This is a genomic window from Bordetella petrii, from assembly GCF_017356245.1.
Taxonomy (GTDB): Bacteria; Pseudomonadota; Gammaproteobacteria; order Burkholderiales; family Burkholderiaceae_B; genus Bordetella_A; species Bordetella_A petrii_D.
This window is the reverse complement of sequence record NZ_JAFMZZ010000001.1, coordinates 472847-497307: the sequence shown is the minus strand read 5'-3', so window position 1 is coordinate 497307 and position 24461 is coordinate 472847. Positions and strand designations below refer to the sequence as shown.

The window sequence follows — 24461 nt, the reverse complement described above, 5'->3', positions numbered from 1 at the left end:
GAGATTGTCTCGTGTCACAGGATTTTTTTGAACGCCACCAGCCCCTGCTCGAACGCGCGCAGGCGGCCGCGGCCGAGCGCGGCTACTGGAGCCCCTTCGCCGAATCGCCCAGCCCGCGCCATTATGGCGAATCGGCCGCCGACGACGGCCGCGCGGCCTTCGAGGCCCTGCGCGGCAAGGCATTTCCGCTGGCGCTGAACGGCGCCCAGGGCACGGTGGGCGGCGAGCAGTCGCCCTACGGGTTCGCGCTGGACATCGGCTACCCGCAGGTGCCGCCGGCGGCGCTGGTGCAGAATGCCGGCCGCGCCCTGGAGCAGTGGCGCCGGACCGGCCCGCGCGCCTGGGTGGGAGTGTCGCTGGAGATCCTGGCGCGCCTGAACCGGCGCAGCTTCGAGATCGCCCATGCCGTGCAGCACACCACCGGGCAGGGCTTCATGATGGCCTTCCAGGCAGGCGGCCCGCATGCGCAGGACCGCGGCGTCGAGGCGGTGGCCTATGCCTGGCAGGAAATGGCGCGCATTCCCGGCGTGGCGCTGTGGGAAAAGCCGCAGGGCAAGCACGACCCCATCAAGATGGAAAAGCGCTTCACCATCGTGCCGCGCGGCATCGCGCTGGTGATCGGGTGTTCGACCTTTCCCACCTGGAACGGCTATCCGGGCCTGTTCGCCAGCCTGGCCACCGGCAACGCGGTGATCGTCAAGCCGCATCCCGGCGCCATCCTGCCACTGGCCATCACCGTGCAGGTGGCGCGCGAGGTGCTGGCCGAGGCCGGCTTCGACGCCGATGTGGTGCAGCTGGCCGCCCATCCGGCCGGCGACGACACGGCGCAGCAGCTGGCGCAGGACCCGGCTGTGAAGATCGTCGATTTCACCGGCAGCAGCGCCAACGGCAACTGGCTGGAACAGCACGCGCGGCAGGCGCAGGTGTATACCGAGAAGGCGGGCGTCAACCAGGTGATTGTCGATTCCACCGACGACCTGAAGGGCATGGCGCGCAACCTGGCGTTTTCTCTGGCCCTGTATTCGGGCCAGATGTGCACGGCGCCGCAGAACATCTATGTGCCGCGTGGCGGCATCGCCACGGCCGAAGGCCATGCCAGCTTCGACGAGGTGGCGGCGGCCCTGGGCACGGCCCTGCAGAAGCTGTGCGCCGACCCGGCCAAGGCGGTGGAACTGACCGGCGCCATCCAGAATGAAGGCATCGCGGCGCGCATCGAGCAGGCGCGCGCCCTGGGCCTGCCGGTGGTGGCCGACAGTCAGGCGCTGGCGCACCCGCAGTTCGAGGGCGCGCGTGTGCGCACGCCGCTGCTGCTGCGCGCCGAGTCCGGCAACCCGGCCATCGGGCAGGAGTGGTTCGGCCCCATCGCCTTCGTGGTGGCCACCGATTCCACCGGGCACAGCATCGGCCTGGCGCGCGACAGCGTGGTGCGCCATGGCGCGTTGTCGCTGGCGGCCTATACCACCGACGATACCGTGGCGGAGCAGGTGCAGGACGCCGCCGAAGTGTCGGGCGTGGCGCTGTCGCTGAACCTGACCGGCGCCGTGTTCGTGAACCAGACCGCCGCCTTCAGCGACTTCCACGGCACCGGCGCCAATCCCGCCGCCAATGCGGCGCTGTCGGATTCGGCCTTCGTGTCCAACCGCTTCCGCGTCGTGCAGACGCGCCGCCACGTCTGACCGGGAATCCGCCATGACCTACCAGAGCATCTTGTTCGATCTGTCGGGCGGCATTGCCCGGCTGACCCTGAACCGCCCCGACAAGCTCAACAGCTTCACCGCCGCCATGCACGGCGAAGTGGCCGACGCCCTGACCCGCGTCGAGCGCGAAGGCGCGCGCGTGCTGGTGCTGACCGGCGCCGGCCGCGGCTTTTGCGCCGGGCAGGACCTGAGTGAACGGCAGATGGCCGCCGAGGGCGCCCCGCCCGACCTGGGCGAGACCGTGGAAAAGTACTACGCGCCGCTGGTGCGCCGCCTGCACGCCCTGCCGCTGCCGGTAGTGGTGGGCGTGAACGGCGTGGCGGCGGGGGCGGGCGCCAACCTGGCGTTCGCGGGCGACATTGTCATTGCCAAGGAATCGGCCAGCTTCATCCAGTCGTTCTGCCGGCTGGGCCTGATTCCCGATACCGGCGGCACCTTCGTGCTGCCGCGGCTGGTGGGGCGCGCGCGCGCCATGGGGCTGGCGATGCTGGGCGACAAGCTCAGCGCGCGCCAGGCGCAGGACTGGGGCCTGATCTGGCAATGCGTGGCCGACGATGCCTTCGACGCCGCGCTGGACAAGCTGGCCGCGCATTTCGCCGCCGCGCCCACGCGCGGCCTGGCCAGCACCAAGCAGGCGCTGCAGGCCAGCCTGCGCAACGACTTGTCCACGCAGCTGGACCTGGAGCGCGACCTGATGCGCGAACTGGGCCGCAGCGCCGACTACGCCGAAGGCGTGGCCGCGTTCCTGGGCAAGCGCGAACCGCAATTCAAGGGGCGCTGATGACCACGCATGTGCCTTCTGTCGACGTGCCGGCCGACCCGCACGAACTGGCCCAGGCCGTGGGCGCCGCCATGTACGCGGTGGATGCCGCCACGCAGGGCCTGGACATGGACGTGGCCGAGATCGCCCCGGGCTTCGCGCGCCTGACCATGCGCGTGCGCCCGGACATGCTGAACGGCCACCAGACCTGCCACGGCGGTTTCCTTTTCGCCCTGGCCGACAGCGCGTTCGCGTTTGCCTGCAATTCGCGCAACGCCAGCACGGTAGCCTCGGGCTGCACGATCGACTTCCTGGCGCCGGGGTTCGCCGGCGACCTGTTGACGGCGGTGGCGCAGGAACGTTCGCTGGCCGGCCGCACCGGCGTCTACGACGTGACCATCACCAACCAGGACGGGCGGCAGCTGGCGCTGTTCCGCGGCCGCTCGTACCGCATCAAGGGGCAGATCGTGGGCACGCCGCCGGATGCGTGAAGACCCGGATTTTTCTGCACCGCCACTCCCAATACGATAAAGCGGCGCCGCGCCGCACAGCATTCCAGGAGACCGAATCCATGTCCAATACCGTGAGCAAACCCGGGCTGGATCCCATCGAGCATGCCAGCCGCGATGAAATCGAGGCGCTGCAGCTGCAGCGCCTGAAATGGACGCTGGCGCATGCCTACCAGAACGTGCCGCATTACCGGCAGGCGTTCGACGCGGCGGGCGTGCACCCGGACGACCTGAAGCAGTTGTCCGATATCGCCAAATTCCCGTTCACCACCAAGCAAGACCTGCGCGACAACTATCCGTTCGGCATGTTCGCCGTGCCGCGCGAGCAGGTGGCGCGCGTGCATGCCTCCAGCGGCACCACCGGCAAGCCGACGGTGGTGGGCTACACCGCGCAGGACCTGGACAACTGGGCCGGCCTGGTGGCGCGCTCGATCCGCGCGGCGGGCGGCCGGCCCGGCGACATCGTGCACGTGGCCTACGGCTACGGCCTGTTCACCGGCGGGCTGGGCGCGCATTACGGCGCCGAACGCCTGGGCTGCACGGTGATCCCGATGTCGGGCGGCCAGACGGAAAAACAGGTGCAGCTGATCAGCGATTTCCGGCCCGACATCATCATGGTGACGCCTTCGTACTTCTGCAACATCATCGAAGAGCAGCGCCGCCAGGGCATCGACCCGCGGCAGAGCTCGCTGCGCATCGGCATTTTCGGCGCCGAGCCCTGGACGGGCCAGATGCGCCAGGACATCGAGGCCGAGGCGGCCATCGACGCCGTCGACATCTACGGCCTGTCGGAAGTGATGGGGCCGGGCGTGGCCAGCGAATGCGTGGAAACCAAAGACGGCCCGGTGGTGTGGGAAGACCATTTCTACGCCGAAATCATCAACCCGGAAACCGGGGCGCCGGTGGCCGACGGCGAGCAGGGCGAGCTGGTGTTCACCTCGCTGACCAAAGAGGCCATGCCCATCATCCGCTACCGCACGCGCGACCTGACCCGGCTGCTGGCGCCCACGTCGCGCAGCATGCGGCGCATCGGCAAGATTACCGGCCGCAGCGATGACATGCTGATCGTGCGCGGCGTAAACCTGTTCCCCACCCAGGTCGAAGAGCAGGTGCTGAAGATCGCCCAGCTGGCGCCGCACTACCAGCTGGTGCTGACGCGCAGCGGCCACCTGGACGAACTGGAGATCCTGACCGAAGTGCGCGACGAGTTCGCCAGCCTGGCCGAAGCCGAGCGCGAGGCGCTGGGCAAGCAGCTGCAGCATGCGGTCAAGTCGTACATCGGGGTGACGGCGCGCGTGCGGGTGGCCGATTGCGGCTTCGTGGAACGCACCCTGACCGGCAAGGCGCGGCGCGTGGTGGACAAGCGGCCGCGCTGATATTGCGCTTCAGGCGTCCGGCGCGTCGGCGTGCGACCACAGCGGCGCGCCCGGGTCGGGCAGGGTGGCTTCCAGCACCGTGCCGGTTTGTGATTCGGTCATCACCAGGGTGGGCGTGCCGGGGCGGAAGGCGATGTTGGTGACTGTGGCGCCAACGGGGCTGCGGATGAAATGGGTGACTTCGCCGCGCGGGTTCAGGACGAAGGCGCCGCCCAGGCTGGCGTGGGCCACCACCAGCCGGCCCGCGGCATCCACGGCCAGGCCGTCGGGGCCGCTGGCGCCGAAGAAACTGCGGAAGGCGCCCACCTTCGACAGCGAGCCGTCGGCCAGCACGGGGGCGCGCCAGACGGCGTTGGCGCGGGTCATGGCCATGTACAGCACGTGGCCGGACGGGTCCAGGGCGATGCCGTTGGGGCTGGGGCCGTTGGCCAGCAGCAGGTCCAGCTGCCCGGATGGCCGCAGGCGGTAGACGCGGCCGCTGGGATCGTGCAGGCCGGTCTGGCCCTGATCGGTGAAATACAGGTTGCCCTGCAAGTCGAAGTGCAGGTCGTTCAGGCCCTTGAAGCTTTCCGAATTGCGGTGCCCCAGCACGGTTTCCACCGCGCCGTCGGCGGGGCGCACCCGCAGCAGGCCGCGCCGGTAGTCGGCCACCCACAGGTCGCCGCCGCGGTCGATGGCGATGCCGTTGGGCCAGCCGCCCGTTTCGGCGAGGGTGTGCCATTGGCCATCCGGCGCCAGGCGGAAGATGCGCCCGTGCACGATGTCGGCCAGGTACAGGTTGCCCGCGCGATCGAAGGCGGGGCCCTCCAGGAAGCTGTCGACGGCCTGCCCCGGCTTGTTGGCGGCGGCCCAGTCGCTGGCGCGGCGCAGGCGCAGCGCCTCGGGCAGGGTGGCCAGCACGCGCGCCTGCACGACCTGGGGCGGTTCAAAAGAGAGATTCCACATGGCTTACTCCGCGGCCGGCAGCGGCCGCGGCGGCCGGCCTTCGTAGGTGGGCAGGAACTGGCGCGGCATCGGGCCCTTGATGCGGCCGCCTTGCTGGGTCTGTTCCCAGGCATGGGCCAGCACGCCCACCGAACGCGACAGGCAGAACAGGCCGCGCGCCAGCGCCGGGGCGAAGCCGAGTTCAGCATAAATCACCGCGGTGGCGCCGTCGATGTTCATGGGAATGGGCTTGCCTTTGCGCGCGTGCAGCAGCGCTTCGATGGCGCGCGCCGTGGCGGCATGGCGGCCGCTGACCGCGCCGGCCTGCGTGGCGCGATCCACCAGCGCCAGCAGCGGCGCGCTGCGCGGGTCGACTGGATGGAAACGGTGGCCGAAGCCGGGAATGATCTTGCCGTGCGCGTCGGCATAGGCATTCACGGCATCGGCCACGGCCCGCGCCTGGGGCGCGCCGGCATCGATGCGCGCGGCGGCGTCCAGGTACAGTTGCAGCGCCTGTTCGCCCGCGCCGCCATGCACGTCGCCCAGCACATTCACCGCCGAGGCCATGGCGCTGTTCAGGCCCACCCCGCAGGTGGCCGCCATGCGCGCAATGGCGATGCTGGGCGCCTGCGGCCCGTGGTCCACGGCCGACATCAGCGCGGCTTCCAGCAGGCCGGCCTGTTGCGCGCCGGGCAGCTCGCCGCGTGTCAGCAGCCAGATCATCTGCGCCAGGCCGACATTGCCGATCAGGTCTTCGATGGCATAGCCGCGATAGCGGATCACGCCGGGCTGCATGTCGATGATGGAGGTGCGCCACCAGTCCTGCGCAAGCTGGCGGGGGTCGGAAGTGGGAGTGTTCATGGGGCCTCGGAAAATCAGCGGGGTTGCCAGATGGCGGTGTCGCCGCCCAGGCGCGGCGTGGGGATGGCCCAGCGCGGCGCGGTTTCAGACATGCGCAGCACCGGGCCCAGGGTCTTCAGGGCGCCGTAGCAGGTGTCCGATGCCACCGTGTAGGCATCCAGCTCATCGGCATCGAGCTGCTGGGGCGCGTCCTGGTAGGTGTCGAGCAGGCCCTGGCGCTGCGCGAACATGGCCGACTGGCACAGCGAGACATGCACCCGGTAGCTGCCGCCTTCGCGCGCGCGGCGGGCCAGGGCCAGCATCACGCCCAGCGCGCCCAGGTAGCCGGTGGTGTAGTCGCACAGCGGCGCGAACACCAGCTTGGGCCGGCCCTGGTTGGTCAGCTCGCCGTTGCGGTGGCAGACGCCGGTGACGGCCTGCGCCACCTGTTCCCAGCCCGCGCGGCCGGCCCAGGGACCGCCCGAGCCGAAGCAGCTGACCGACAACTGCACCAGGCCGGGCCGCAGGCGCAGCAGCTCGTCGGGCGCGAAGCCCAGGCCGGCCAGCCGGCCGGGCCGGTAGCCGTCGATGAAGACATCGGCCTCGCGCAACAGCGCGCGCATGGTGTTCGCGTCGCCGGCCTGGCGCAGGTCCAGGAAGCAGCTGCGCTTGCCATGGCTGGTGTCGCGCACGTGCTCCGGGGTTTGCGGCAGGTGCGGCGCCGTCACCATCAGCACGTCGGCGCCGTGCTCGGCCAGGCTGCGGCCGGCCACGGGTCCGGCCAGGATGCGCGTCAGGTCCAGCACGCGCACGCCCGACAGAGGGCGGTCGCCGGGCACGAACGGCTCAGGCGCCGAATCGCCAACCCGGGTGATCTCGACCACGGGCCGGCCGGCCAGGTAGCGGCCCTGCGGATGGGCCAGCCATTCGGCTTCGGTGCGGACCTTGCCGCCGCAGGCGCGCGCCGCGGCGATGGCGTCTTCCAGCGCATCGGCGTCCCAGCGGCCCACGGCCGCGCTGACGGCGGCCGGCGTGCTGTCGCATTGCAGCACGTCGAGTACCCGCGCCGACAGGTGCGGCAGGTTCAGGTGCGGCAGCAGCCACTGGCCGTCGCGGGTGGGCCACGGCTGCGTCACCGAGATCATGTGCGACATGGCCTGCGGGATGGGCACGGGCGCGTAGCCGCCGTCGCCCTGGCGGGCGCGCGTGTAGTCGACGGTGCGCAGGGTCGCGGCGGCGGCCCGCACGTCTATGCTCAGCGCCTGGCGCCGGCCGGTGCGCAGCTGCCAGATGTCGTTGGCCGCCACGCCCGCCGCGGCGATGCTGGCCGCCACGGCTTCGCCCACGCGGTAAGGCGTGTTGTAGAACGGGTCGCGGCCCGAGATGGTGACTTCGCCCGGGTCGATGGCGCCCAGGTTGCGTACTTGCATCAGTTCGTCGAAGGCCCGCGCCTTGCCGGGTTGGCCGCTGCTCATACTGCCTGCTCCGTTTTCAGTGCGGCGATCTCCGCCGCGGTGTAGCCCAGTTCCGCCAGGATCGCATCGGTGTGCTGGCCCAGCGTGGGCGGGGGGGTATCCACGGCCGGCGCCTGGCCGTCCAGCTTGATGCCGGTGCGCAGCACGCTGATATCGCGCTCGACGCCCGGCGCGTTGCTGAAGGTGGCGACCATGCCGCGTTCGGCGATCTGCGGGTGCGCCAGCGCTTGCGGCACGGTATATACCGGCCCTGCCGGCACGCTGGCAGCGGTCAGCAGCGGCCACCATTCTTCGGCACTTTTCGCCTGCAGCGCCCGTTCGATGTCGGCCTTGAGTTCATAGCGATGGCGCAGGCGCGCCTCGCGTTCGGCATAGCGCGCGTCCTGCGCCAGCCCGGGGCGGCCGATCACGCGGCACAACGCCTCGAACTGGGTTTGCCGGTTGGCGGCGATATTGAGCAGGCCCGCGCCAGTCTGGAAGGTGCCCGAAGGGCTGGCCGTCATGTTCTCGTTGCCCAGCGGCCGGGCTTCGCGGCCCGCCACCAGATAGTTCGACACTGCCCAGCCCATGGTGGCCATGATGGCTTCCAGCATCGAGATGTCGATGAAGCAGGCCTCTGTGCGCTGGCGGTCGGCCAGCGCCGCCGCGATGGCGTACGAGGCCGTCATGCCGCCGATGGTGTCGGCCACCGGATAGCCCACCCGCAGCGGCGCCGCCTCGGGGCTGCCCGTGATGCTCATGGCGCCCGACATGCCCTGCACGATCTGGTCGTAGGCGGGCAGGTCGCGCAGCGGGCCGTCCTGGCCGAAGCCCGAGATGGCGCAATAGACCAGCCTGGGATTGTCGATGCGCAGCTGCTCGAAACCCAGGCCCAGCCGCTGCATGACACCCGGCCGGAAGTTCTCGACCACCACGTCGGCCTGCTGCACCAGGCGGCGGAACACGGCCTTGCCGCCCGGCTGCTTGAGATCGATGGTGATCGAGCGCTTGCCGGCGTTCTGCGCCAGGAAGGACGCGCCCATGCCGCGCTGGTTCAGGGCCGGGTCGGCGCCCAGCTGGCGCGCCAGGTCGCCCGTGCCGCGCGCCTCGACCTTGATGACGTCGGCGCCCAGATGGGCGAGCTGGTGGCAGGCAAAAGGGCCCGCCAGCACATTGGTCAGATCCAGGACGCGGATGTCGTGCAGGGGTCGGTATGCCATGAGGTTCAATCTACTTTGATGCCGCGCTGTTTGATGACCTTGGCCCAGCGGCCCATTTCCTGCTCGACCAGGCGGGTGGCCTCGGCCGGCGTGTTGCCGATGGTTTCCAGGCCCATCTGTTCGAGCCGCTGCTGCGAGGCGGGCAGGCGCAGGGTGGCGATGATGGACTGGTTGAGTTTGTCGATGGCCGCCTGCGGCGTGCCGGCGGGGGCCGCGAAGCCGATCCAGAACTTGATGTCCATGCGCGGCAGGCCCGCTTCCGGCGCGCTGGGCACGTCGGGCAGCGCGGGGCTGCGCTTGTCGCTGGCCACCATCAGGGCGCGCAGCTTGCCCGACTTGATGTGGGGCAGGGCGGTGGGCAGCGAAGTGATCAGCATCTGCACCTGCCCGCCCATCAGGTCGGCCAGCACGGCGCCCGCGCCCTTGTACGGCACGTGCACGATGTCCAGGTTGCCGGCCGCGTCCTTGAACAGTTCGGCCGCCAGGTGGGTGTTGGTGCCGTTGCCGCCCGATCCATAGAACAGCTCGCCGGGCTTTTTCTTGGCCAGCGCGATCAGTTCCTGCACGGTCTTGGCCGGCACGCCGGGGTTGACCACCAGCACGTGCGGCACCTGCACGGCCGTGGTGATGTGCGTGAAATCTTTCTTGGCATTGAACGGCAGGTTCGACAGCAGGCCGGGCGCGATGGCGAACGACATTTCGGTGGTCAGCACGGTATAGCCGTCGGGCTCGGCGCGCGCCACGTTGCTCCAGCCCACCACGCCGCCGCCGCCGGTGCGGTTGGTGACGATGGCGGGCTGGCCCAGCGCGTTGCCGAGCTGGTCGCCGATCAGGCGCGCCACCAGGTCGGTGCTGCCGCCCACTGCAAAGGGCACCACGATGGTGACGGGCTTGCTGGGGTAGGGCTGCTGGCCATAGGCCGGCGCCAGGGCGGCGGCGCCCAGCAGGGCGAGCATCGAGCGGCGGGAAAGGCGGATATTCATGGGGTTGTCTCCTGTGTGGGAATGGGGGTGTGGTTGTTGTGGCGCCGGATATCGGCATTGACGCGCTGGCCGTACTCCATGGCCTCGCGCCAGTCGCGGACCACGGCGGGAATGTGGTCCAGCGCCTGCTTGACGGCGCTCAGCGCCGTCGGGTCGTGGGCGGCCAGGCGTTCGGCCAGGCCAGTTGCGCGCGGCAGCAGGGCGGCCGGCGCAACGACTTCATTCACCAGGCCCCAGCGCTCGAACGTGGCCGCGTCCAGGCGGTCGGTGGTCAGCAGCAGCCAGGCGGCGCGCTTGCGGGCGATGCCCGACAGCTGCGTGGTCGGGCCCGAGGCGCTGGCATACGCGCCAAAACCCAGTTCGGGGCAGGCGAAGCTGGCCTCGGCGCTGGCCAAGGCCAGGTCGCAGGAATTCATCAGAGTGACGCCGCCGCCCAGGGCCACACCATTGACAGCCGCGATGAACACCGCCGGATGCGCGCGGATCGCGGCATTCAATTCCACCCATTCGGCCGAGCCCGTGTCGCGGCCGGCGGCGCGGTCGGCCGCGCGCTCGGTCAGGTCCAGGCCGGCGCAGAAGGCGCTGCCGCTGCCAGTCAGGATGACGGCGCGCGCCCGTTGCTCCAGGCTGCGCAGGGCGGCCAGCAGGCCGGTGCGAGTGGCGCGGTCCAGGGCGTTGCGCTTGTGCGGGCGATTGATCTGGATCAGCGCCCAGCCGCGGTGCTGCTCGACGCGCAGGTTGTCTGTCGTGGAGGTCATTGTTAAGATAGAACGATATTCTATCTTTATAATATGGCACGGCCAGAGCGCATGTCAAACTACACTTCCTCTCTTTGCCCGGACCCGCCGCCCGCATGCCCCGCAGACCCGCCGTTCCTTCTGTTGCCGACCTGAATGCCGCCGCCGGCGGCGTTGCCACGCTGGACCGCGCGCTGGCCGTGCTGGCCGTGTTCTCGGGCGAGTTGCCCCACCCCACGCTGGCCGACATCGCGGCGCGCACGCGCATCCACAAAAGTACGGTGCTGCGCATGCTGTCGTCGCTGGAGCATGCGCATTTCGTGGCCAAGCTGCCCGACGGCCGCTATGCCCTGGGGCCGGAAATCGCGCGGCTGCACCTGGTGTATGCCGACTCGTTCTCGTTGGAACCCCTGGTGATGCCCGTGCTGCGCGACCTGGTGGCGCAAACACAGGAAAGCGCCGCGTTCTATATTCGCGAGGGCGGCAAGCGCCTGTGCCTGCACCGCGTCGATTCGCCGCGCCCCGTGCGCGACCACATCCGGGTCGGCGACCTGCTGCCGCTGGAACACGGCGCCGGCGGCCGGGTCATGCTGGCCTACGAAGGGGCGCCGGGCGAGATCTACGCGCGCATCCGCCGCGAGCACGTGGCGGTGCTGGCGGGCGACCGCATCGCCGAGGTGGCCGGCGTGGCCGCGCCGGTGTTCGGCGCGGGCGGGCAACTGGCCGGCACGCTGACGCTGACCATGCCCACCGAACGCCTGGACCCGGCATTCGCGGGGCCGGTGCTGCAGGCGGCCCGGCAACTGACGGCCCGCCTGGGCGGCGTGTTTCCCGCGCCGGAAGGCGCCGCGGCCTGACGAGCCGGCCGCGGCGGCGCGTCAGCGCTTGCCGACGGCCCGCTTGCGCGCCGCCGCCGCCGCGGGCTGGGCCGCGGCGCGAAAGGCGCCGGCCTGGGTCTGCAGGAATTCCCACAATCGGTTGGCCACCGGTCCGTGCGGCCGGTCGCGGCGGCGGGCCGCGACCAGTTCTTCGGTGCGGCCCGGCAGGTGGCGGCTGGTGATGGCCTGCAATTGCCCCTTGGCCAGTTCGCGCTCGATCAGAAAGCGCGGCAGGTGGCCCCATGCCATGCCCTGCAGGATGATTTCCTTCTTCATCAGCTGGTCGGGCACCGTGTACTGGTGCGCGCCTTCGATGACAAAGTAGCTGCCGGCATCGGTGTGGCGCGCGGTGTCGCGGATGATGCACTGGGTGCAGTCGCGCAATTGATCCGGGGCCAGGCCGCGCGTCGGCGCAAAGGGCAGGAAGCCCGGCGCCACCACCGGCACCAGCGCCACCTTGCACAGGTCGATCCATTCGATGCGCGGGTCGCTTTTGTCGACGCGGTGCACGATCAGGTCGGCCTGGTCGTCGAACAGGCGTTCCCAGGGGCCGGTCACGGCCTCGTAATGCAGGTCCAGCCGGGTTACGGGGCAGCCCGCGAAGTAGCGGCCCAGCAGCGCCAGCGTGGCCGGGCGCGGGCACAGATCGCCGATGACGACGCGCAGCTCGCTTTCCTGGCCCATGGCCAATTGCGCGGCATGCGCATGCAGGCCTTTCAGTTCGCGCAGCAGCGCCTGAGCCCTGCGGTGGAATGAGCGGCCGGCCTCGGTGGGCCGCACCCGATAGCCGCCGCGGTCCAGCAGCGCCAGGCCCAGCTGGCGTTCCAGCTTGGCCACCGCCGCGAACACAGCCGGGTGCGAACGGTGCAGCGCCGCCGCGGCGGCCTGGAAGCCGCCGGCGCGCACCACGGCGTCGAAACATTGAAGGTCGTGCAGGGTGAAGGCGTTCATGCCGGCCTCATTGTCAGTACTATCTACAAAGAATGTGCAATCTTTGTAATAGCTTCGCGCGTTGGCCGCAACTACGATCTGTCGCATGCATCTCAACCAAGGAACTGTCATGAGCGACCTGTCTTTCTTTTCCAGCAGCGATGGCCAGCGCATTGCCTACCGGTACGACGGCGAGCCCGGCCGGCCCGTGCTGGTGCTGTCGAACTCCATCGCGACCACACTGCACATGTGGGATGGGCAGGTGGCCGAACTGGCGCGCCACTTCCGGGTGCTGCGCTACGACGCCCGCGGCCATGGCCGCTCCGACGCGCCGGCCGGGCCGTACACGGTCGAACGCCTGGGCCGCGATGTGCTGGAGCTGCTGGACGCCACGGGCATCCGGCGCGTCCATTTCCTGGGCCTGTCGCTGGGCGGCATGGTGGGGCAATGGCTGGGCGTGCATGCGCCGCAGCGCATCGACCGCCTGGTGCTGAGCAATACCTCGCCTTACCTGGGGCCGGCCGGGCAATGGGATGCGCTGATCGACTCGGTGCTGCGCGCGCCGGATCTTGCCGCGACGGCGGACATGTTCATGGGCAACTGGTTTCCGCCGGCCATGCGGCGCGATGCGCCCGCCCTGGTCGAGCCGTTCCGCGCCATGGTGATGAGCACGCCGGCGCAAGGGCTGGCCGGCAACTTCGCGGCGGTGCGCGACATGGATATGCGCGCGGCATTGGCCCGGATATCGCGGCCCACGCTGGTGATTGCCGGGCGGCACGATACGGTGACGCAGGCCAGTCACGGAGAACAGATCGCGGCGGCGGTGCCGGACGCCCGCCTGGCCATGCTGGACACCGTGCACATGCCCAACCTCGAGATGCCCGCGGTCTTCCTGGCCAAGGTGCTGGAGTTCCTGGCAGAGTAGGGAAGCGGCGGGGCGGATGCGGGTTTTCCAGAATGGGAGGGGGTAGGGAATATAAGTAGGATGTCCAACAACCTACATCACCGGACCAAGGCGCCGCCATGATTTTTGCCCCGCTCGATCGTTTTGTCGTTCTGGATCTGTCGCGCGTGCGTTCGGGGCCGACGGCCGTGCGGCAGTTCGCCGACTGGGGCGCCAACGTCATCAAGATCGAAGAGCCCAGCCAGGTCAAGGACGACAAGCCCGGCGGCGCCGCCAAATTCAGCGATTATCAAAACACGCATCGCAACAAGCGCAGCCTGACACTGAACCTGAAGCACCCCGAAGGCAAGGTGGTGTTCATGGAGCTGGTCAAGCGCGCCGACGTGCTGGTGGAAAACTACCGGCCCTCGGTCAAGCGCAAGCTGGGCATCGACTACGCGTCGCTCAGCCAGATCAACCCTGGGTTGGTGTACGCCAGCATCTCGGGTTTCGGGCAGGACGGGCCATACGCCGACCGGCCCGGTCTGGACCAGATCGCCCAGGGGCTCGGCGGCCTGATGTCGGTCACGGGCGAGGCCGGACGCGGTCCGATGCGCGCGGGCATTCCCATTGCCGATCTCAGCGCCGGGCTGTTCGCCGCCATCGGCATGCTGATGGCCCTGCTGGATCGCGAGCGCACCGGGCAGGGCCGCTGGGTGCAGACTTCGCTGCTGCAGGCGCAGGTGTGGATGATGGATTTCCAGGCCACCCGCTGGCTGATCGATGGCGAAGTTCCCAGCCAGTCGGGCAACGACCATCCCACCAGCGCGCCCACTGGCGTGTATCCCACGGCCGATGGCTACATCAACATCGCCGCTATGGGGTCGAGCATGTTCGCGCGGCTGTGCGAAGTGCTGGAAATGCCCGAAATGAATGATGACCCGCGCTTCGCATCGGCCGGCCTGCGGGTCGAGAACCGGGCCGATCTGAACCGTGAAATCATTGCGCGCACGCGCTGCCGCACCAGCGCCGAATGGATCGAGCGCCTGAATGCCGCCGGCGTGCCGTGCGGGCCGATCCTGTCGATGGATACCGCGTTCCAGAACGAACAAGTGCGGCACCTGGTCATGACGCGGCGCGTCAACCATCCACAGCGCGGCGATATCGACATCATGGCGCCGCCCCTGGTGTTCGGCGGAGCCGAGCGGCCGCCGGTGACGGCGGCGCCCGAGACCGGCGCGCATTCCGACGAAATACTGGGCTGGCTGGGGCTGGACGCCGCGGCGCGCGAGCGTTTGCGCGCAGCCGGGGCCGTGTGACAATCGGCGTCTTTCACGCTCATCCGCCAGGACTGCCATGGCCCGCCCCAAACCCTCGCCCGATCCGTTGTTCGACAGCCTGAGCCGGCCCGACAACCTGCCCGATGAAATCGCCCAGCTGATCCGCCAGAAGATCCTGAGCCAGGCGCTCGAGCCGGGCCAGCGGCTGCCCACCGAGCAAGAGCTGTCGCAGTCGTTCGGCGTCAGCCGCAACGTGGTGCGCGAGGCCATCGCGCGCCTGAAATTGTCGGGCTATATCGAAACCCGGCGCGGCGTGGGCAGCTTCGTGGCGGCCGAACCCGGGCTCCATAACTTCGAGATATTGCCGGCCGACCTGCTGCATGCCGACGCGCTGGAACAGGTTTACCAACTGCGCGTCGAAATCGAGGCGGGCGCGGCCGCGCTGGCCGCGCAGCAGCGCACCGAGGCGCAGCTTGCCACGCTGCGCCAGGCGCTCGAGCGCGTCGACGCGGCCGGCGGCGACTGGCGCCATGGCGCCGATCGCGCCCTGGATTTCCACATGGCCGTCTGCCAGGCCACCAACAATCCGTATTTCGTCCGGCTGCTGTCGCTGTTCGGGCGGGCCATCGGCGATGCCGTGCGCACACTGCGCTACAGCAGCACCGGCACCGACCGCGTGGCGCAGATCGAGGCCGAGCACCACCGCATTTTCGACGCCATTGTGGCGCGCGACGGCGAGGCGGCGCGCGCCGCCATGCGCCAGCATCTTTCCAACGGCATGCAGCGCCGGCGCGCACTGCTGCAGCCGCCACCCGACCCGCGCGAGACAGGCACCTCATGACTTCGCAACGCATTCTGCAGGACCGCATTACCGAGAACCTTATCGTCGAGAAGCGCGGCCCGGCCGGCTGGATCACCTTCAACGATCCCGGCCGCCACAATGCCGTATCGTTCGCCATGTGGGAAGGCCTGCCCATCGCGTTGCGGGCGCTGGCTGAAGACCCGGCCATCCGCGTGGTGGTGCTGACCGGCGCCGGAGAGCGCGCGTTCGTCAGCGGCGCCAACATTTCGCAGTTCGACACCCTGCGCGCGGGCGAGCAGGCCGTGCAGGCTTACGAAAAGGTCGCTGAGGCGGCGCAGCTGGCGCTGTACGACTACGACAAGCCCACCGTCGCGCGCATCAGGGGCTACTGCATCGGCGGCGGCCTGAATATCGCGCTGTGCTGCGACCTGCGCATCGCCTCGGACGACAGCTCGTTCGCCATCCCGGCCGGCAGGCTGGGCCTGGGCTACCGCATGACCGCGATCCGCAACCTGGTTACGGCCGTCGGCCCGGCGCGCGCGCTCGAGATCTTCCTGACCGCGGCGCGCTATCCCGCCGCCCGGGCCGAGGCGCTGGGGCTGCTGCACCGCGTGGTCGGCGCGGTCGAGCTGGACGCGGCTGTGCAGGAATACATCGCGCAGATTGGCGCCAACGCGCCGCTGACCCTGCACGCCGGCAAGAAGATGATCCGCCAGATGCAGCAACTGGGGCCTGATGTGGACCTGCAGGCCATGAACCGGCTGGTGATGGCCTGCTTCGAAAGCAACGATTACCGCGAAGGGCGCAAAGCCTTCGCCGAAAAGCGGGCGCCGGTGTTCACCGGCACCTGAACCTGGCCGGACGGCAAGCGGCCTGACGCTTCACCTGTACCTGATCCCGATGCCGGGCGCCTGGCCCGGCAGGGCCGCGTGCGCCCGCCACGCGGGGGCGGCGGCTGCCTGGCGCCGGCGCTCCGATCCGCGGGCCACCCTGGGGCATGTGGCCCCCAAGAAGCACGGATTCAGCACAATACGGAGACAAGCATGAAAGGCATTTGCATGAAGCGCTTCCTAGCCGCCCTGGCCCTGGCGGGCACGGCCGGCGGCCTGCCCGCGGCCCACGCGGCCTATCCCGACCAGCCGATCCGCATAGTGGTCGGCTATTCCGCCGGCGGCACCACCGATATCCTGGCGCGGGTGCTGGGCGAACAGCTGGGCAAGGAACTCAAGCAATCGATCATCGTCGAGAACAAACCAGGCGCGGCCGGCAACATTGCCGCCGCGTATGTGCAGGACGCGCGCCCCGATGGCTACACACTGTTCATGGCAACGGTGTCCAGCCACGGCATCAACCCGGCGCTCTATAAGCGCACGCTGGGCTATGACCCGGTGGGCGGCTTCGTGCCTGTGGCCATGGTGGCGTCGATACCGCTGGTGCTGGTCACCACCCCCAAGTTGCCGGCCAGGAGCGTGGATGAACTGGTAGCCCTGGCCAGATCCAAACCCGGCGAGCTGAATTACTCGTCCAGCGGCAACGGTTCGCCGGTGCACCTGGCCGGCGCCATGTTCGCGCAGCAGGCGCATCTGGACCTGGTGCACGTGCCGTATCGCGGCGGCGCGCTGGCCAATACGGCGGTGATGACCGGCGAGGCGCAGTTCAGCTTCGCCACGCTGCCCGGTGCCATGTCGCAGCTGAAGGCGGGCAACCTGCGGGCGCTGGCCGTGACCACGCAAGAACGTTCGCCGCAACTGCCCGACGTGCCGGCGCTGGGCGAGAACGCCGCCTTCAAGGGCTACGACATCAATACCTGGAATGCGCTGCTGGCGCCCAAAGGCACGCCGCAGGCCGTGGTGGACACCCTGAACGCGGCGATCCGCAAGGCCATGAGCTCGCCCGGCCTGCGCCAGCACTTCGAGAAAGAGGGCGCCGTGCCGACCGCCAGCACGCCCGCCGAGCTGCGCGACTTCATCCACGGCGAGCTCGACAAATGGGCCGCGGTGGTCAAGTCGGTGAATATCCGGGTCGATTGAACCGCACAGGGCGGCGCTCAGCCGCCCAACAGATCGTACGAATCGAGCAGCGCGTAGATGATTTCCGGCCTGCGCTCCAGGCCGCGGCGGATCGCCGCGGGCAGGGTCTGCCGGGTCTTGTTGCACAGGCCGGGTAGGTCGGCGATTTCGATGTGCAGGCCGCGCACGGTGCGCACTTCATTGAGGCCGGGCGCGATGCTCAGGGAAATGCCCAGCTGCGCATGCAGCAGGTGCTGCATGCGCCGCAGGTCGTCCAGGCTGGCCAGGTTTTCCAGGCGCGCCACCAGCTTTTTTTCTTCTTCGCGCGTCAGGCGCAGGATGCGGATATCGCCGCCAGGCTCGGCCAGCAGCCTGTCGCGGTCGCAGACACAGGCTCCTGGGGGGCATTCCTGGCGTATGGGAAACGGAACGTTCATGACGCCAGCAACGGTATCACATGCGGCGGGCTACTTGGCGTAGACCAGGTCGCGCAGCCCCAGCGACAGCCCCGGCCAATAGGTGATCACCATCAGGCAGGCGATGACCACCAGCACAAAGGGGATCAGGGGCCGGATCAGGCGCTCGAGCGGCAGCCCGGCCACCGCGCAGGCCGCGAACAGATTCACGCCGAAGGGCGGGGTGATCATGCCCAGCGCCAGGTTGACCACCATGATGATGCCGAAGTGCACGGGTTCGATGCCGAACTGCATGGCCACCGGCAGCAGCAGCGGCGCCAGCACCACCACCGAAGCCGAAGTCTCGATGAACATGCCGATGACGAACAGGGCGGCGTTGATGCCCAGCAGGAACGCGATCTTGTCGTGGAACAGGTGGGACAGCCAGGTGCCCAGCGCGTCCGGCACGCCGGCGCGGTTCAGCAGGAAACTGAAGACGCCCGCGTTGGCGATGACGAACATGATGACCGAGGTGGACACCACCGAGCGGTGCAGGGTGCCCGACAGCATGCGGAAACTGAGCTTGCGGTAGACGAATCTGCCCACCAGCACGGCATACACCACCGCCACCACCGAGGCTTCGGTGGGCGTGAACACGCCGCCATATATGCCGCCCAGGATGATGACGGGCATCAGGAGCGCCAGCCAGGCGCGCTTGAACGCCTGCCACAGCGGCAGCCGGCCGTCGCCGTCCATCTTGCCCAGGCCGTGGCGCTTGGCGTACAGCCATACGTACAGCATCAGCGCGCCGCCGATCAGGATGCCGGGCACGACGCCGGCGATGAACAGTTCGCCCGTCGAGGTGTCGGTGGACACCGCGAACAGGATCATCGGGATGGACGGCGGGATGATCACGCCCAGCTCGGCCGCGCTGGCCTGCAGCGACGCGGCGAAGGGCGCCGGGTAGCCGTGGCGCACCATCGCCGGGATCAGGATCGCGCCCACGGCGAAGGTGGTGGCCACGCTGGAGCCGGCCACCGCCGCGAAAATCATGCAGGTCAGCACGCAGGTGCAGGCCAGGCCGCCCTGGACGCCGCCCACCACGCTTTTGGCGAACTCGACCATGCGGTCCGAGATGCCGCCGGCTTCCATCAGGTTGCCTGCCAGGATGAAGAACGGCACCGCCACCAGCGGGTACTTGTCCAGCGCCGCGTACAGCTGCTGGGCCACCACCAGCCAGGGCAGGCCGCCCAGCGACACGCCGGCCAGGCTGGCCAGGCCGATGGCGACCGCCACGGGCACGGACAGCCCGAAGAAGATCAGCATCGTCAAAATCATCAATTGGGACATCGCAAAGTGCCTATACAGTGCAGATCAGATTGCGCTTCGGGGCGGGCCCTTAACCTTGGGCGTCGTTGCGCACCGGGGCGGGCTCGTCCGCGCCCAGCAGCCAGCGCGTCAGCACGGCGATGGCCGCCAGCGAGGCGCCCACCGGAATCGCCAGGTATATCCAGGAAATCGAGATGTTCAGGCTGGGCACGTTCTGGAAGCGCACCCGGTACGTCATGTGCCCGCCGATCCAGGCGATGAAGACCAGGAAGGCAACGCAGATCAGGGCAATAACGTGTTCCAGCAGACGCTGCCTATGTCCTTTGAGCAGGTTGCGCAGCAGTTCGACGCTGATCATCGCGCCATGGCGAAAGGCCAGGGCGACGCCCAGCAGCACGGTCCAGATCAGCAGCGCGCGGGTCAGCACCTCGCTCCAGTCGGAGGGCGCCTGCAGGATGAAGCGGGCAATGACCTGGTAGAAAGCGGCGGCCGCCGAGGCCACCAGCAGAATCTGGGCGATGGCCGACACCCCCTTGAACAGGGCCTGTTCGGCAAGACGGAGCTGGCGCATGGTGAATTCCGGATGCGGGGATGGCGCAGATGCAGGGTGGCGCGAAACACGGCCGGGCTGCGCACGGCAGCCCGGCCCGGCCGGAGCCGGCCTTACTTGGTGTTGCGGATCGCGTCGATCAGGTTCTTGTCGTACTTCTTGTAGTACTCGGCGTAGGCCGGCTGCACCGCGGCGGCGAAGGCATCGCGGTCGACGTCGGTGGTGACCTGCATGCCTTCTTTGCGCAGCTGCTCGACGCCGGTTTTCTCGATGTTGTCGACGTAGTCGCGCATGGCCTGGGCCGAGGCCTTGCCGGCCGTCTTGAAGCTGGCTTTTTCGGCGTCGGACAGGCCTTCATACACATTGGCCGACATCAGCACCAGCGCCGGGCCGTACACATGGCCGGTCAGCGACAGGTACTTCTGCACCTGCGACAGCTTGGCCGAGGTGATCACCGACAGCGGGTTTTCCTGGCCGTCGATGGTGCCCTGCTGCAGCGCGGTGGCCACTTCGGGCCAGGCCATGGGAGTAGGCAGGATGCCGATGGCGCGGAAAGCCGCGATGTGGATGGGGTTTTCGGTGGTGCGGATCTTCAGGCCCTTGGCGTCCGCCGGCGTCTTGACCGGGCGCACGTTGTTGGTCAGGTGGCGGAAGCCCTGCTCGCCCCAGGCCAGGGCGATGATGCCGCGGTCGGGGAACTTGGCCAGCATGTCCTGGCCGATCTTGCTGTCGAGCACCTTGCGGGCGTGCTGCAGGTCGCGCAGCAGGAAGGGGATGTCGAAGACGCCGGTCTCGGGCACGAAATTCAGGGTTGCGCCGGTGGACACGATGGCCAGGTCGATGGTGCCGATCTGCAGGCCTTCGATGACTTCGCGCTCGCCGCCCAGCGCGCTGTTGGCGAACTGCTGGACTTTGTACTTGCCGTTGGTCGAGGCCTCGACCGACTTGGCGAAGGCTTCGGCGCCGGCGCCGTAGTGCGACGACGTCGACAGGGCATATGCCATTTTCAGCGTGGTCTGGGCGGCTGCGGGCTGCGCGGCGGTGGCGGCGCAGCCCGCCAGGATGGTGGCGGCAAGCCAGGTCTTACGCATGGTGTCTTCTCCCGGGGAACAAATATTGGTATTGGCGCATCGCATGTTACGCCCAGCGCGCATGATAGCGGGATTCCCCTGACAAACCGACCATTGGTTACCATTGCAAAATGATGGATTTCCCTGATTCCTCTTCCCGCCCGCGCCCGCCCGGCCTGGCCGCCGCGTTGCGCCAGGGCGCCCGCATGATGATGCGCGACGCCCGCGCCGGCGAGCTGCGCCTGCTGGTGCTGGCCCTGGTGGTGGCGGTGGCCGCCGTCACCAGCGTGGGGTTCCTGGCCGACCGGGTCGGCCGCGCGCTCGAGCGCGACGCCGGCCAGATGCTGGGCGCCGATCTGGTGCTGGACGCCGACGCGCCCATCGCCGCCGAGTTCATCGATGCCGCCCGCGGCCGGGGGCTGGACGTCTCGCGCACCCTGCAGTTTCCCACCATGGCCAGCGCGGGCGAGGCCGCCCAGCTGGTCTCGCTGAAGGCGGTCGAACCCGGCTATCCGCTGCGCGGCAGCCTGAGCGTGGCCGAGGCCCCTTATGCCGAAGGCGCGCCCACGCGAGACATCCCGGCGCCCGGCACGGTGTGGGCCGACGCCCAGCTGCTGGCCCTGCTGGACATCGGCGTGGGCGACACCATCGGCCTGGGCGACAGCCGGCTGCGGGTGGCGCGCGTGATCACCTACGAGCCCGACCGCGGCATGCAGTTCGTGAACGTGGCGCCGCGCGTCATGATGCGCGCCGACGACCTGCCGGCCACCGGGCTGGTGGTGCCCGGCAGCCGCATCGGCTACGCGCTGCTGGCGGCTGGCGAGCCCGATGCGGTGGCGGCGTATGCGGGCTGGCTGCGGCAGCACCTGCAGCGCGGCCAGAAACTGGCCACCCTGGAATCCGGCCGCCCCGAAGTGCAGCGCACGCTCGACCGCGCCCAGCGCTTCCTGTCGCTGGTGGCGCTGCTGGCCGTGCTGATCTCGGCGGTGGCGGTGGCGCTGGCGGCGGGGCGCTTCATGACGCGCCATCGCGACGGCATCGCGGTCATGCGCTGCCTGGGCGCCGTGCAGTCGCACGTGGCGCGCATGCTGCTGGCGGAATTCACCCTGGTCGGCCTGTTCGCTTCGGCGGCCGGCTGCCTGCTGGGCTATGCCGCGCACCAGGGCCTGGTGCTGGCGCTGGGCAGCCTGATCGACACCGAGTTGCCGGCGGCCTCGGGCATCCCGGCCTTGCAGGGCCTGGTCACCGGCGTGCTGCTGTTGCTGGGTTTCGCGCTGCCCACGCTGGCGCAGTTGCGCCACGTGCCGCCGGCCCGCGTGCTGCGCCGTGACGCCGATACCCTGCGCGCCCGCAGCGCGGCCGGCTACGCCCTGGGCGCGGCGGGCTTCGCCCTGCTGATCTGGTGGTTTGCCGGCAATGCCCGGCTGGGCGCCGTGGTGGCGGGCGGCTTTCTGGCCGCCTTCGCGGCATTCGCCCTGGTGGCCTGGCTGTGCGTGCTGGGCCTGGCCCGCCTGCGCGGCGCGGCGGCCGGCCTGCCGGCGCTGCGCTTCGCCCTGGCGGGCGTGGTGCGCCGGCGCGCCGCCACCATTACCCAGGTCTGCGCGCTGGCCATCGGCCTGATGGCGCTGCTGCTGCTGGCCATGACCCGCACCGACCTGATCGCCGGCTGGCAGCGCACGCTGCCGCCCGATGCGCCCAACCGGTTCCTGATCAACATCCAGCCCGACCAGCGCCAGCCCGTGCTCGATTTCCTGGCCGGCCATGGCCTGGGCGGCGTGGCGCTGTGGCCCATGGTGCGCGGCCGCCTGGTCGCGGTCGACGGCCGTCCGGTCGGCCCGGCCGACTACGAAGAGCCGCGCGCCAAGCGCCTGGTCGACCGCGAATTCAACCTGTCGTACGGCGCCACCTTGCCGGCCGGCAACCGCATCGAACAGGGCCGCTGGCTGCGCCCCGACGCGCACGAAGTCTCGCTGGAAGCGGGCCTGGCCGAAGCGCTGCGGCTGGCGGTGGGCGACGTGCTCACCTTCGACGTCGGCGGCCAGCAGGTGCAGGCCACCGTGTCCGGCATCCGCCGCGTCGACTGGGATTCCATGCAGGTCAATTTCTTTGCCGTGCTGTCGCCGGCGGCGCTGGAAGGCATGCCGCAAAGCTGGATCACGTCGTTTCACCTGCCGCCCAGCCAGGCGGCGCTGCCGCGCGAGCTGCTGCGCCAGTTTCCCAACCTGACGGTGTTCGACGTGGGCTCGATCCTGAACCAGCTGCAGTCGGTGCTGGACCAGGTCATTACCGCGGTCCAGGTATTGTTCGTATTCACCCTGGCCGCCGGCGTGCTGGTGCTGGCCGCCGCGCTCACCGCCACCCGCGACGAACGCGTGCGCGAGGCGGCGGTGCTGCGCGCGCTGGGGGCCACCCGCGGCCAGCTGGCGCGCGCCCAGCGCCTGGAAGTCCTGGCCGTGGGCGGGCTGGCCGGCCTGCTGGCCGCGGCCGGCGCCAGCGCCATCGCCTGGGCGCTGTCCACTTATGTATTCGATTTCCGCATTACGCTCAGCGCCTGGCCCTGGCTGGCCGGCGCCGGCGCGGGCATGGCGGCCGCCTGGGGCGGCGCCGCGCTGGCGCTGCGCGGCGTGCTGCGCGCACCGCCGCTACTTACCCTACGAGAAGCCTGATGACAGCCACCCGTGTCCAACCGCAGGTCGAATCCCTGCAGACCTCGAACACGCTCTTTGAAACCCTGGGCGGCGAGCCCGCCATCCGTGCGCTGGTCGACCGCTTCTACGACCTGATGGACATGGAGCCCGATCTGGCCATCCTGCGCGGGGTGCACGGGCCCAGCCTGGATTCGGCGCGCGACAAGCTGTTCCTGTTCCTATGCGGCTACTTCGGCGGCCCCAACTACTATATCGAGCGCTACGGCCATCCGCGGCTGCGCGCGCGGCACCTGCCGTTTTCCATCGGCCGCGTCGAGCGCGACCAATGGGTGGCCTGCATGGGCCGCGCCATGCAGGACCAGGGCCTGGCCCCCGAGCTGGTCGACCGCCTGCTCGAAGCCTTCTACGGCGTGGCCGACTGGATGCGCAACCGTGATGACTGAGCCCGGCGCCGTGGGGGCGCGGCGGCAGGCCTGGGCCGGCCCGCCGGCCGGCGCCATGCTGTGCGACGCCCGCCTGGGGGCGGCCGACCCGCACTGGCTGGACCCTCGCTGGTACGGCGCGCAGGCGCGGCCGGTGGATGCCGGCGGCCGCCAGTCGGCCTGGTTCGTGCAGCACGGCGACTGGCAGGGCGTGCTGCGGCATTACCGGCGCGGCGGCCTGGTGGCCCGCATCAGCCGCGACGCGTACCTGTGGCAGGGCGAGTCCCGCACCCGCAGCTTTCGCGAATACCGCTTGCTGGCCTGGCTGCGCGAGCGCGGCCTGAGCGTGCCGGCGCCCCTGGCGGCCGCCTATTGGCGCCACGGGCCCGTTTACCGCGCGGCGATCCTGGTCGAACGCATTCCCCAGGTGCGGCCGCTGGCGCACCTGCTGGAAGAACCCGCCTGGGACGCCGCCGCCAGCGTCATCGCCGCCATGCATCGGCTGGGCGTGTGGCATGCCGACCTGAACGCCTACAACATCCTGCTCGATCCGCAGGGCCGGGCCTGGCTGATCGATTTCGACCGCGGCACGGCCGGCGGCGTCTCCGCGCGCGCCCGCCGCGCCAACCTGCTGCGCCTGCGGCGCTCGTTGCAGAAAGTCGGCGGCGCGGCCGGCCTGGCCTTCTGGAACCGCCTCGACCAGGCATACCGGGCCTGCATCGACTGACCAGGCTGCGGCACGCGCCGCCCAGGCCCTGCCGGGCT

Annotated in this window: 24 protein-coding genes; 13 read left to right on the top strand and 11 right to left on the bottom strand. The window is 69.7% G+C overall.

Features of this window, described 5'->3' with window-relative positions:
* The first annotated feature begins 11 nt into the window (after positions 1-11).
* The 4 genes from paaN (at position 12) to paaK (ending at position 4342) form a co-directional block, all read left to right on the top strand.
* Positions 12-1676, top strand: a complete 1665-nt coding sequence (gene paaN, locus J2P76_RS02410) for a phenylacetic acid degradation protein PaaN (RefSeq protein ID WP_207404236.1) — start codon at positions 12-14, stop codon at positions 1674-1676.
* A 13-nt stretch (positions 1677-1689) separates the two neighbouring features.
* On the top strand, positions 1690-2478 hold the full coding sequence (gene paaG / locus J2P76_RS02405; protein ID WP_207404235.1) for a 2-(1,2-epoxy-1,2-dihydrophenyl)acetyl-CoA isomerase PaaG: 789 nt from the start codon (positions 1690-1692) through the stop codon (positions 2476-2478).
* The gene (gene paaI, locus J2P76_RS02400) at positions 2478-2948 is read left to right on the top strand and encodes a hydroxyphenylacetyl-CoA thioesterase PaaI (RefSeq protein ID WP_207404234.1); all 471 of its coding nucleotides are present in this window, start codon (positions 2478-2480) and stop codon (positions 2946-2948) included. The genes paaG and paaI overlap by 1 nt, the downstream gene beginning before the upstream one ends.
* A gap of 80 nt (positions 2949-3028) precedes the next feature.
* Positions 3029-4342, top strand: coding sequence for a phenylacetate--CoA ligase PaaK (gene paaK, locus J2P76_RS02395; RefSeq protein WP_207404232.1), 1314 nt, complete (start codon positions 3029-3031; stop codon positions 4340-4342).
* Positions 4343-4351: 9 nt separating this feature from the next.
* Here paaK and J2P76_RS02390 read toward each other — a convergent pair whose 3' ends face one another.
* The 6 genes from J2P76_RS02390 to J2P76_RS02365 are packed head-to-tail and all read right to left on the bottom strand — an operon-like array spanning position 4352 to position 10521.
* Positions 4352-5287, bottom strand: a complete 936-nt coding sequence (locus J2P76_RS02390; protein WP_207404231.1) for an SMP-30/gluconolactonase/LRE family protein — start codon at positions 5285-5287, stop codon at positions 4352-4354.
* A 3-nt stretch (positions 5288-5290) separates the two neighbouring features.
* Entirely contained in the window at positions 5291-6127 is an 837-nt protein-coding gene (locus J2P76_RS02385; protein ID WP_207404229.1) for a citryl-CoA lyase, read from the bottom strand.
* Positions 6128-6141: 14 nt separating this feature from the next.
* Positions 6142-7581: a CoA transferase gene (locus tag J2P76_RS02380; RefSeq protein WP_207404227.1), complete on the bottom strand. Its 1440-nt coding sequence runs from the start codon at positions 7579-7581 to the stop codon at positions 6142-6144.
* Positions 7578-8780: a CaiB/BaiF CoA transferase family protein gene (locus J2P76_RS02375; protein ID WP_207404225.1), complete on the bottom strand. Its 1203-nt coding sequence runs from the start codon at positions 8778-8780 to the stop codon at positions 7578-7580. Before J2P76_RS02375 ends, J2P76_RS02380 begins: the two co-directional genes overlap by 4 nt.
* Positions 8781-8785: 5 nt before the next feature.
* Complete coding sequence (locus J2P76_RS02370; protein WP_207404223.1) at positions 8786-9763, bottom strand: tripartite tricarboxylate transporter substrate binding protein; 978 nt, start codon at positions 9761-9763, stop codon at positions 8786-8788.
* On the bottom strand, positions 9760-10521 hold the full coding sequence (locus tag J2P76_RS02365; RefSeq protein WP_207404221.1) for an enoyl-CoA hydratase/isomerase family protein: 762 nt from the start codon (positions 10519-10521) through the stop codon (positions 9760-9762). Before J2P76_RS02365 ends, J2P76_RS02370 begins: the two co-directional genes overlap by 4 nt.
* Positions 10522-10616: 95 nt before the next feature.
* On the opposite strand from J2P76_RS02365, the gene J2P76_RS02360 reads away from it, so the two are divergent.
* The gene (locus J2P76_RS02360; RefSeq protein WP_207404219.1) at positions 10617-11357 is read left to right on the top strand and encodes an IclR family transcriptional regulator; all 741 of its coding nucleotides are present in this window, start codon (positions 10617-10619) and stop codon (positions 11355-11357) included.
* 21 nt (positions 11358-11378) lie between these two features.
* On the opposite strand, the gene J2P76_RS02355 is transcribed toward J2P76_RS02360, so the two are convergent.
* The gene (locus J2P76_RS02355; RefSeq protein WP_207404218.1) at positions 11379-12329 is read right to left on the bottom strand and encodes a LysR family transcriptional regulator; all 951 of its coding nucleotides are present in this window, start codon (positions 12327-12329) and stop codon (positions 11379-11381) included.
* A gap of 109 nt (positions 12330-12438) precedes the next feature.
* Here J2P76_RS02355 and pcaD point away from each other — a divergent pair, with 109 nt between their 5' ends.
* From pcaD to J2P76_RS02330, 5 genes are all read left to right on the top strand, one after another.
* Entirely contained in the window at positions 12439-13233 is a 795-nt protein-coding gene (pcaD, locus tag J2P76_RS02350) for a 3-oxoadipate enol-lactonase (RefSeq protein ID WP_207404217.1), read from the top strand.
* Positions 13234-13331: 98 nt separating this feature from the next.
* The gene (locus tag J2P76_RS02345; protein ID WP_207404216.1) at positions 13332-14510 is read left to right on the top strand and encodes a CaiB/BaiF CoA transferase family protein; all 1179 of its coding nucleotides are present in this window, start codon (positions 13332-13334) and stop codon (positions 14508-14510) included.
* Between the two features lie 37 nt (positions 14511-14547).
* Positions 14548-15312, top strand: coding sequence for a FadR/GntR family transcriptional regulator (locus J2P76_RS02340; RefSeq protein ID WP_207404215.1), 765 nt, complete (start codon positions 14548-14550; stop codon positions 15310-15312).
* Positions 15309-16124, top strand: a complete 816-nt coding sequence (locus J2P76_RS02335) for an enoyl-CoA hydratase (RefSeq protein WP_207404214.1) — start codon at positions 15309-15311, stop codon at positions 16122-16124. Before J2P76_RS02340 ends, J2P76_RS02335 begins: the two co-directional genes overlap by 4 nt.
* A 207-nt stretch (positions 16125-16331) precedes the next feature.
* Positions 16332-17303: a Bug family tripartite tricarboxylate transporter substrate binding protein gene (locus tag J2P76_RS02330; protein WP_242697268.1), complete on the top strand. Its 972-nt coding sequence runs from the start codon at positions 16332-16334 to the stop codon at positions 17301-17303.
* 17 nt (positions 17304-17320) lie between these two features.
* Here J2P76_RS02330 and J2P76_RS02325 read toward each other — a convergent pair whose 3' ends face one another.
* The 4 genes from J2P76_RS02325 to J2P76_RS02310 form a co-directional block, all read right to left on the bottom strand.
* Entirely contained in the window at positions 17321-17719 is a 399-nt protein-coding gene (locus J2P76_RS02325; RefSeq protein WP_207404212.1) for a hypothetical protein, read from the bottom strand.
* A 30-nt stretch (positions 17720-17749) separates the two neighbouring features.
* Positions 17750-19027 (bottom strand): TRAP transporter large permease, encoded by a 1278-nt coding sequence (locus J2P76_RS02320; RefSeq protein WP_207404210.1) that lies wholly within the window; start codon positions 19025-19027, stop codon positions 17750-17752.
* 49 nt (positions 19028-19076) lie between these two features.
* On the bottom strand, positions 19077-19577 hold the full coding sequence (locus J2P76_RS02315) for a TRAP transporter small permease (RefSeq protein ID WP_207404209.1): 501 nt from the start codon (positions 19575-19577) through the stop codon (positions 19077-19079).
* A gap of 92 nt (positions 19578-19669) precedes the next feature.
* Positions 19670-20647 carry a TRAP transporter substrate-binding protein gene (locus J2P76_RS02310; protein ID WP_207404208.1) on the bottom strand — a complete coding sequence of 326 codons (978 nt, stop codon included), beginning with the start codon at positions 20645-20647 and terminating at the stop codon, positions 19670-19672.
* A gap of 110 nt (positions 20648-20757) precedes the next feature.
* On the opposite strand from J2P76_RS02310, the gene J2P76_RS02305 reads away from it, so the two are divergent.
* The 3 genes from J2P76_RS02305 to J2P76_RS02295 are packed head-to-tail and all read left to right on the top strand — an operon-like array spanning position 20758 to position 24423.
* Positions 20758-23292, top strand: coding sequence for an ABC transporter permease (locus J2P76_RS02305; protein ID WP_207404207.1), 2535 nt, complete (start codon positions 20758-20760; stop codon positions 23290-23292).
* Positions 23292-23717 (top strand): group II truncated hemoglobin, encoded by a 426-nt coding sequence (locus J2P76_RS02300; RefSeq protein WP_207404206.1) that lies wholly within the window; start codon positions 23292-23294, stop codon positions 23715-23717. Before J2P76_RS02305 ends, J2P76_RS02300 begins: the two co-directional genes overlap by 1 nt.
* A complete protein-coding gene (locus J2P76_RS02295; protein WP_207409087.1) occupies positions 23710-24423 on the top strand; it encodes a 3-deoxy-D-manno-octulosonic acid kinase in 714 nt (237 codons plus the stop codon). Before J2P76_RS02300 ends, J2P76_RS02295 begins: the two co-directional genes overlap by 8 nt.
* Positions 24424-24461: the final 38 nt, after the last annotated feature.

Coding starts and splice junctions, on each gene's coding strand:
- paaG (WP_207404235.1), top strand. CDS start 1,690: ATGACCTACCAGAGCATCTTGTTCGATCTGTCGGGCGGCATTGCCCGG.
- paaI (WP_207404234.1), top strand. CDS start 2,478: ATGACCACGCATGTGCCTTCTGTCGACGTGCCGGCCGACCCGCACGAA.
- paaK (WP_207404232.1), top strand. CDS start 3,029: ATGTCCAATACCGTGAGCAAACCCGGGCTGGATCCCATCGAGCATGCC.
- J2P76_RS02390 (WP_207404231.1), bottom strand. CDS start 5,287: ATGTGGAATCTCTCTTTTGAACCGCCCCAGGTCGTGCAGGCGCGCGTG.
- J2P76_RS02385 (WP_207404229.1), bottom strand. CDS start 6,127: ATGAACACTCCCACTTCCGACCCCCGCCAGCTTGCGCAGGACTGGTGG.
- J2P76_RS02380 (WP_207404227.1), bottom strand. CDS start 7,581: ATGAGCAGCGGCCAACCCGGCAAGGCGCGGGCCTTCGACGAACTGATG.
- J2P76_RS02375 (WP_207404225.1), bottom strand. CDS start 8,780: ATGGCATACCGACCCCTGCACGACATCCGCGTCCTGGATCTGACCAAT.
- J2P76_RS02370 (WP_207404223.1), bottom strand. CDS start 9,763: ATGAATATCCGCCTTTCCCGCCGCTCGATGCTCGCCCTGCTGGGCGCC.
- J2P76_RS02365 (WP_207404221.1), bottom strand. CDS start 10,521: ATGACCTCCACGACAGACAACCTGCGCGTCGAGCAGCACCGCGGCTGG.
- J2P76_RS02360 (WP_207404219.1), top strand. CDS start 10,617: ATGCCCCGCAGACCCGCCGTTCCTTCTGTTGCCGACCTGAATGCCGCC.
- J2P76_RS02355 (WP_207404218.1), bottom strand. CDS start 12,329: ATGAACGCCTTCACCCTGCACGACCTTCAATGTTTCGACGCCGTGGTG.
- pcaD (WP_207404217.1), top strand. CDS start 12,439: ATGAGCGACCTGTCTTTCTTTTCCAGCAGCGATGGCCAGCGCATTGCC.
- J2P76_RS02345 (WP_207404216.1), top strand. CDS start 13,332: ATGATTTTTGCCCCGCTCGATCGTTTTGTCGTTCTGGATCTGTCGCGC.
- J2P76_RS02340 (WP_207404215.1), top strand. CDS start 14,548: ATGGCCCGCCCCAAACCCTCGCCCGATCCGTTGTTCGACAGCCTGAGC.
- J2P76_RS02335 (WP_207404214.1), top strand. CDS start 15,309: ATGACTTCGCAACGCATTCTGCAGGACCGCATTACCGAGAACCTTATC.
- J2P76_RS02330 (WP_242697268.1), top strand. CDS start 16,332: ATGAAGCGCTTCCTAGCCGCCCTGGCCCTGGCGGGCACGGCCGGCGGC.
- J2P76_RS02325 (WP_207404212.1), bottom strand. CDS start 17,719: ATGAACGTTCCGTTTCCCATACGCCAGGAATGCCCCCCAGGAGCCTGT.
- J2P76_RS02320 (WP_207404210.1), bottom strand. CDS start 19,027: ATGTCCCAATTGATGATTTTGACGATGCTGATCTTCTTCGGGCTGTCC.
- J2P76_RS02315 (WP_207404209.1), bottom strand. CDS start 19,577: ATGCGCCAGCTCCGTCTTGCCGAACAGGCCCTGTTCAAGGGGGTGTCG.
- J2P76_RS02310 (WP_207404208.1), bottom strand. CDS start 20,647: ATGCGTAAGACCTGGCTTGCCGCCACCATCCTGGCGGGCTGCGCCGCC.
- J2P76_RS02305 (WP_207404207.1), top strand. CDS start 20,758: ATGATGGATTTCCCTGATTCCTCTTCCCGCCCGCGCCCGCCCGGCCTG.
- J2P76_RS02300 (WP_207404206.1), top strand. CDS start 23,292: ATGACAGCCACCCGTGTCCAACCGCAGGTCGAATCCCTGCAGACCTCG.
- J2P76_RS02295 (WP_207409087.1), top strand. CDS start 23,710: ATGACTGAGCCCGGCGCCGTGGGGGCGCGGCGGCAGGCCTGGGCCGGC.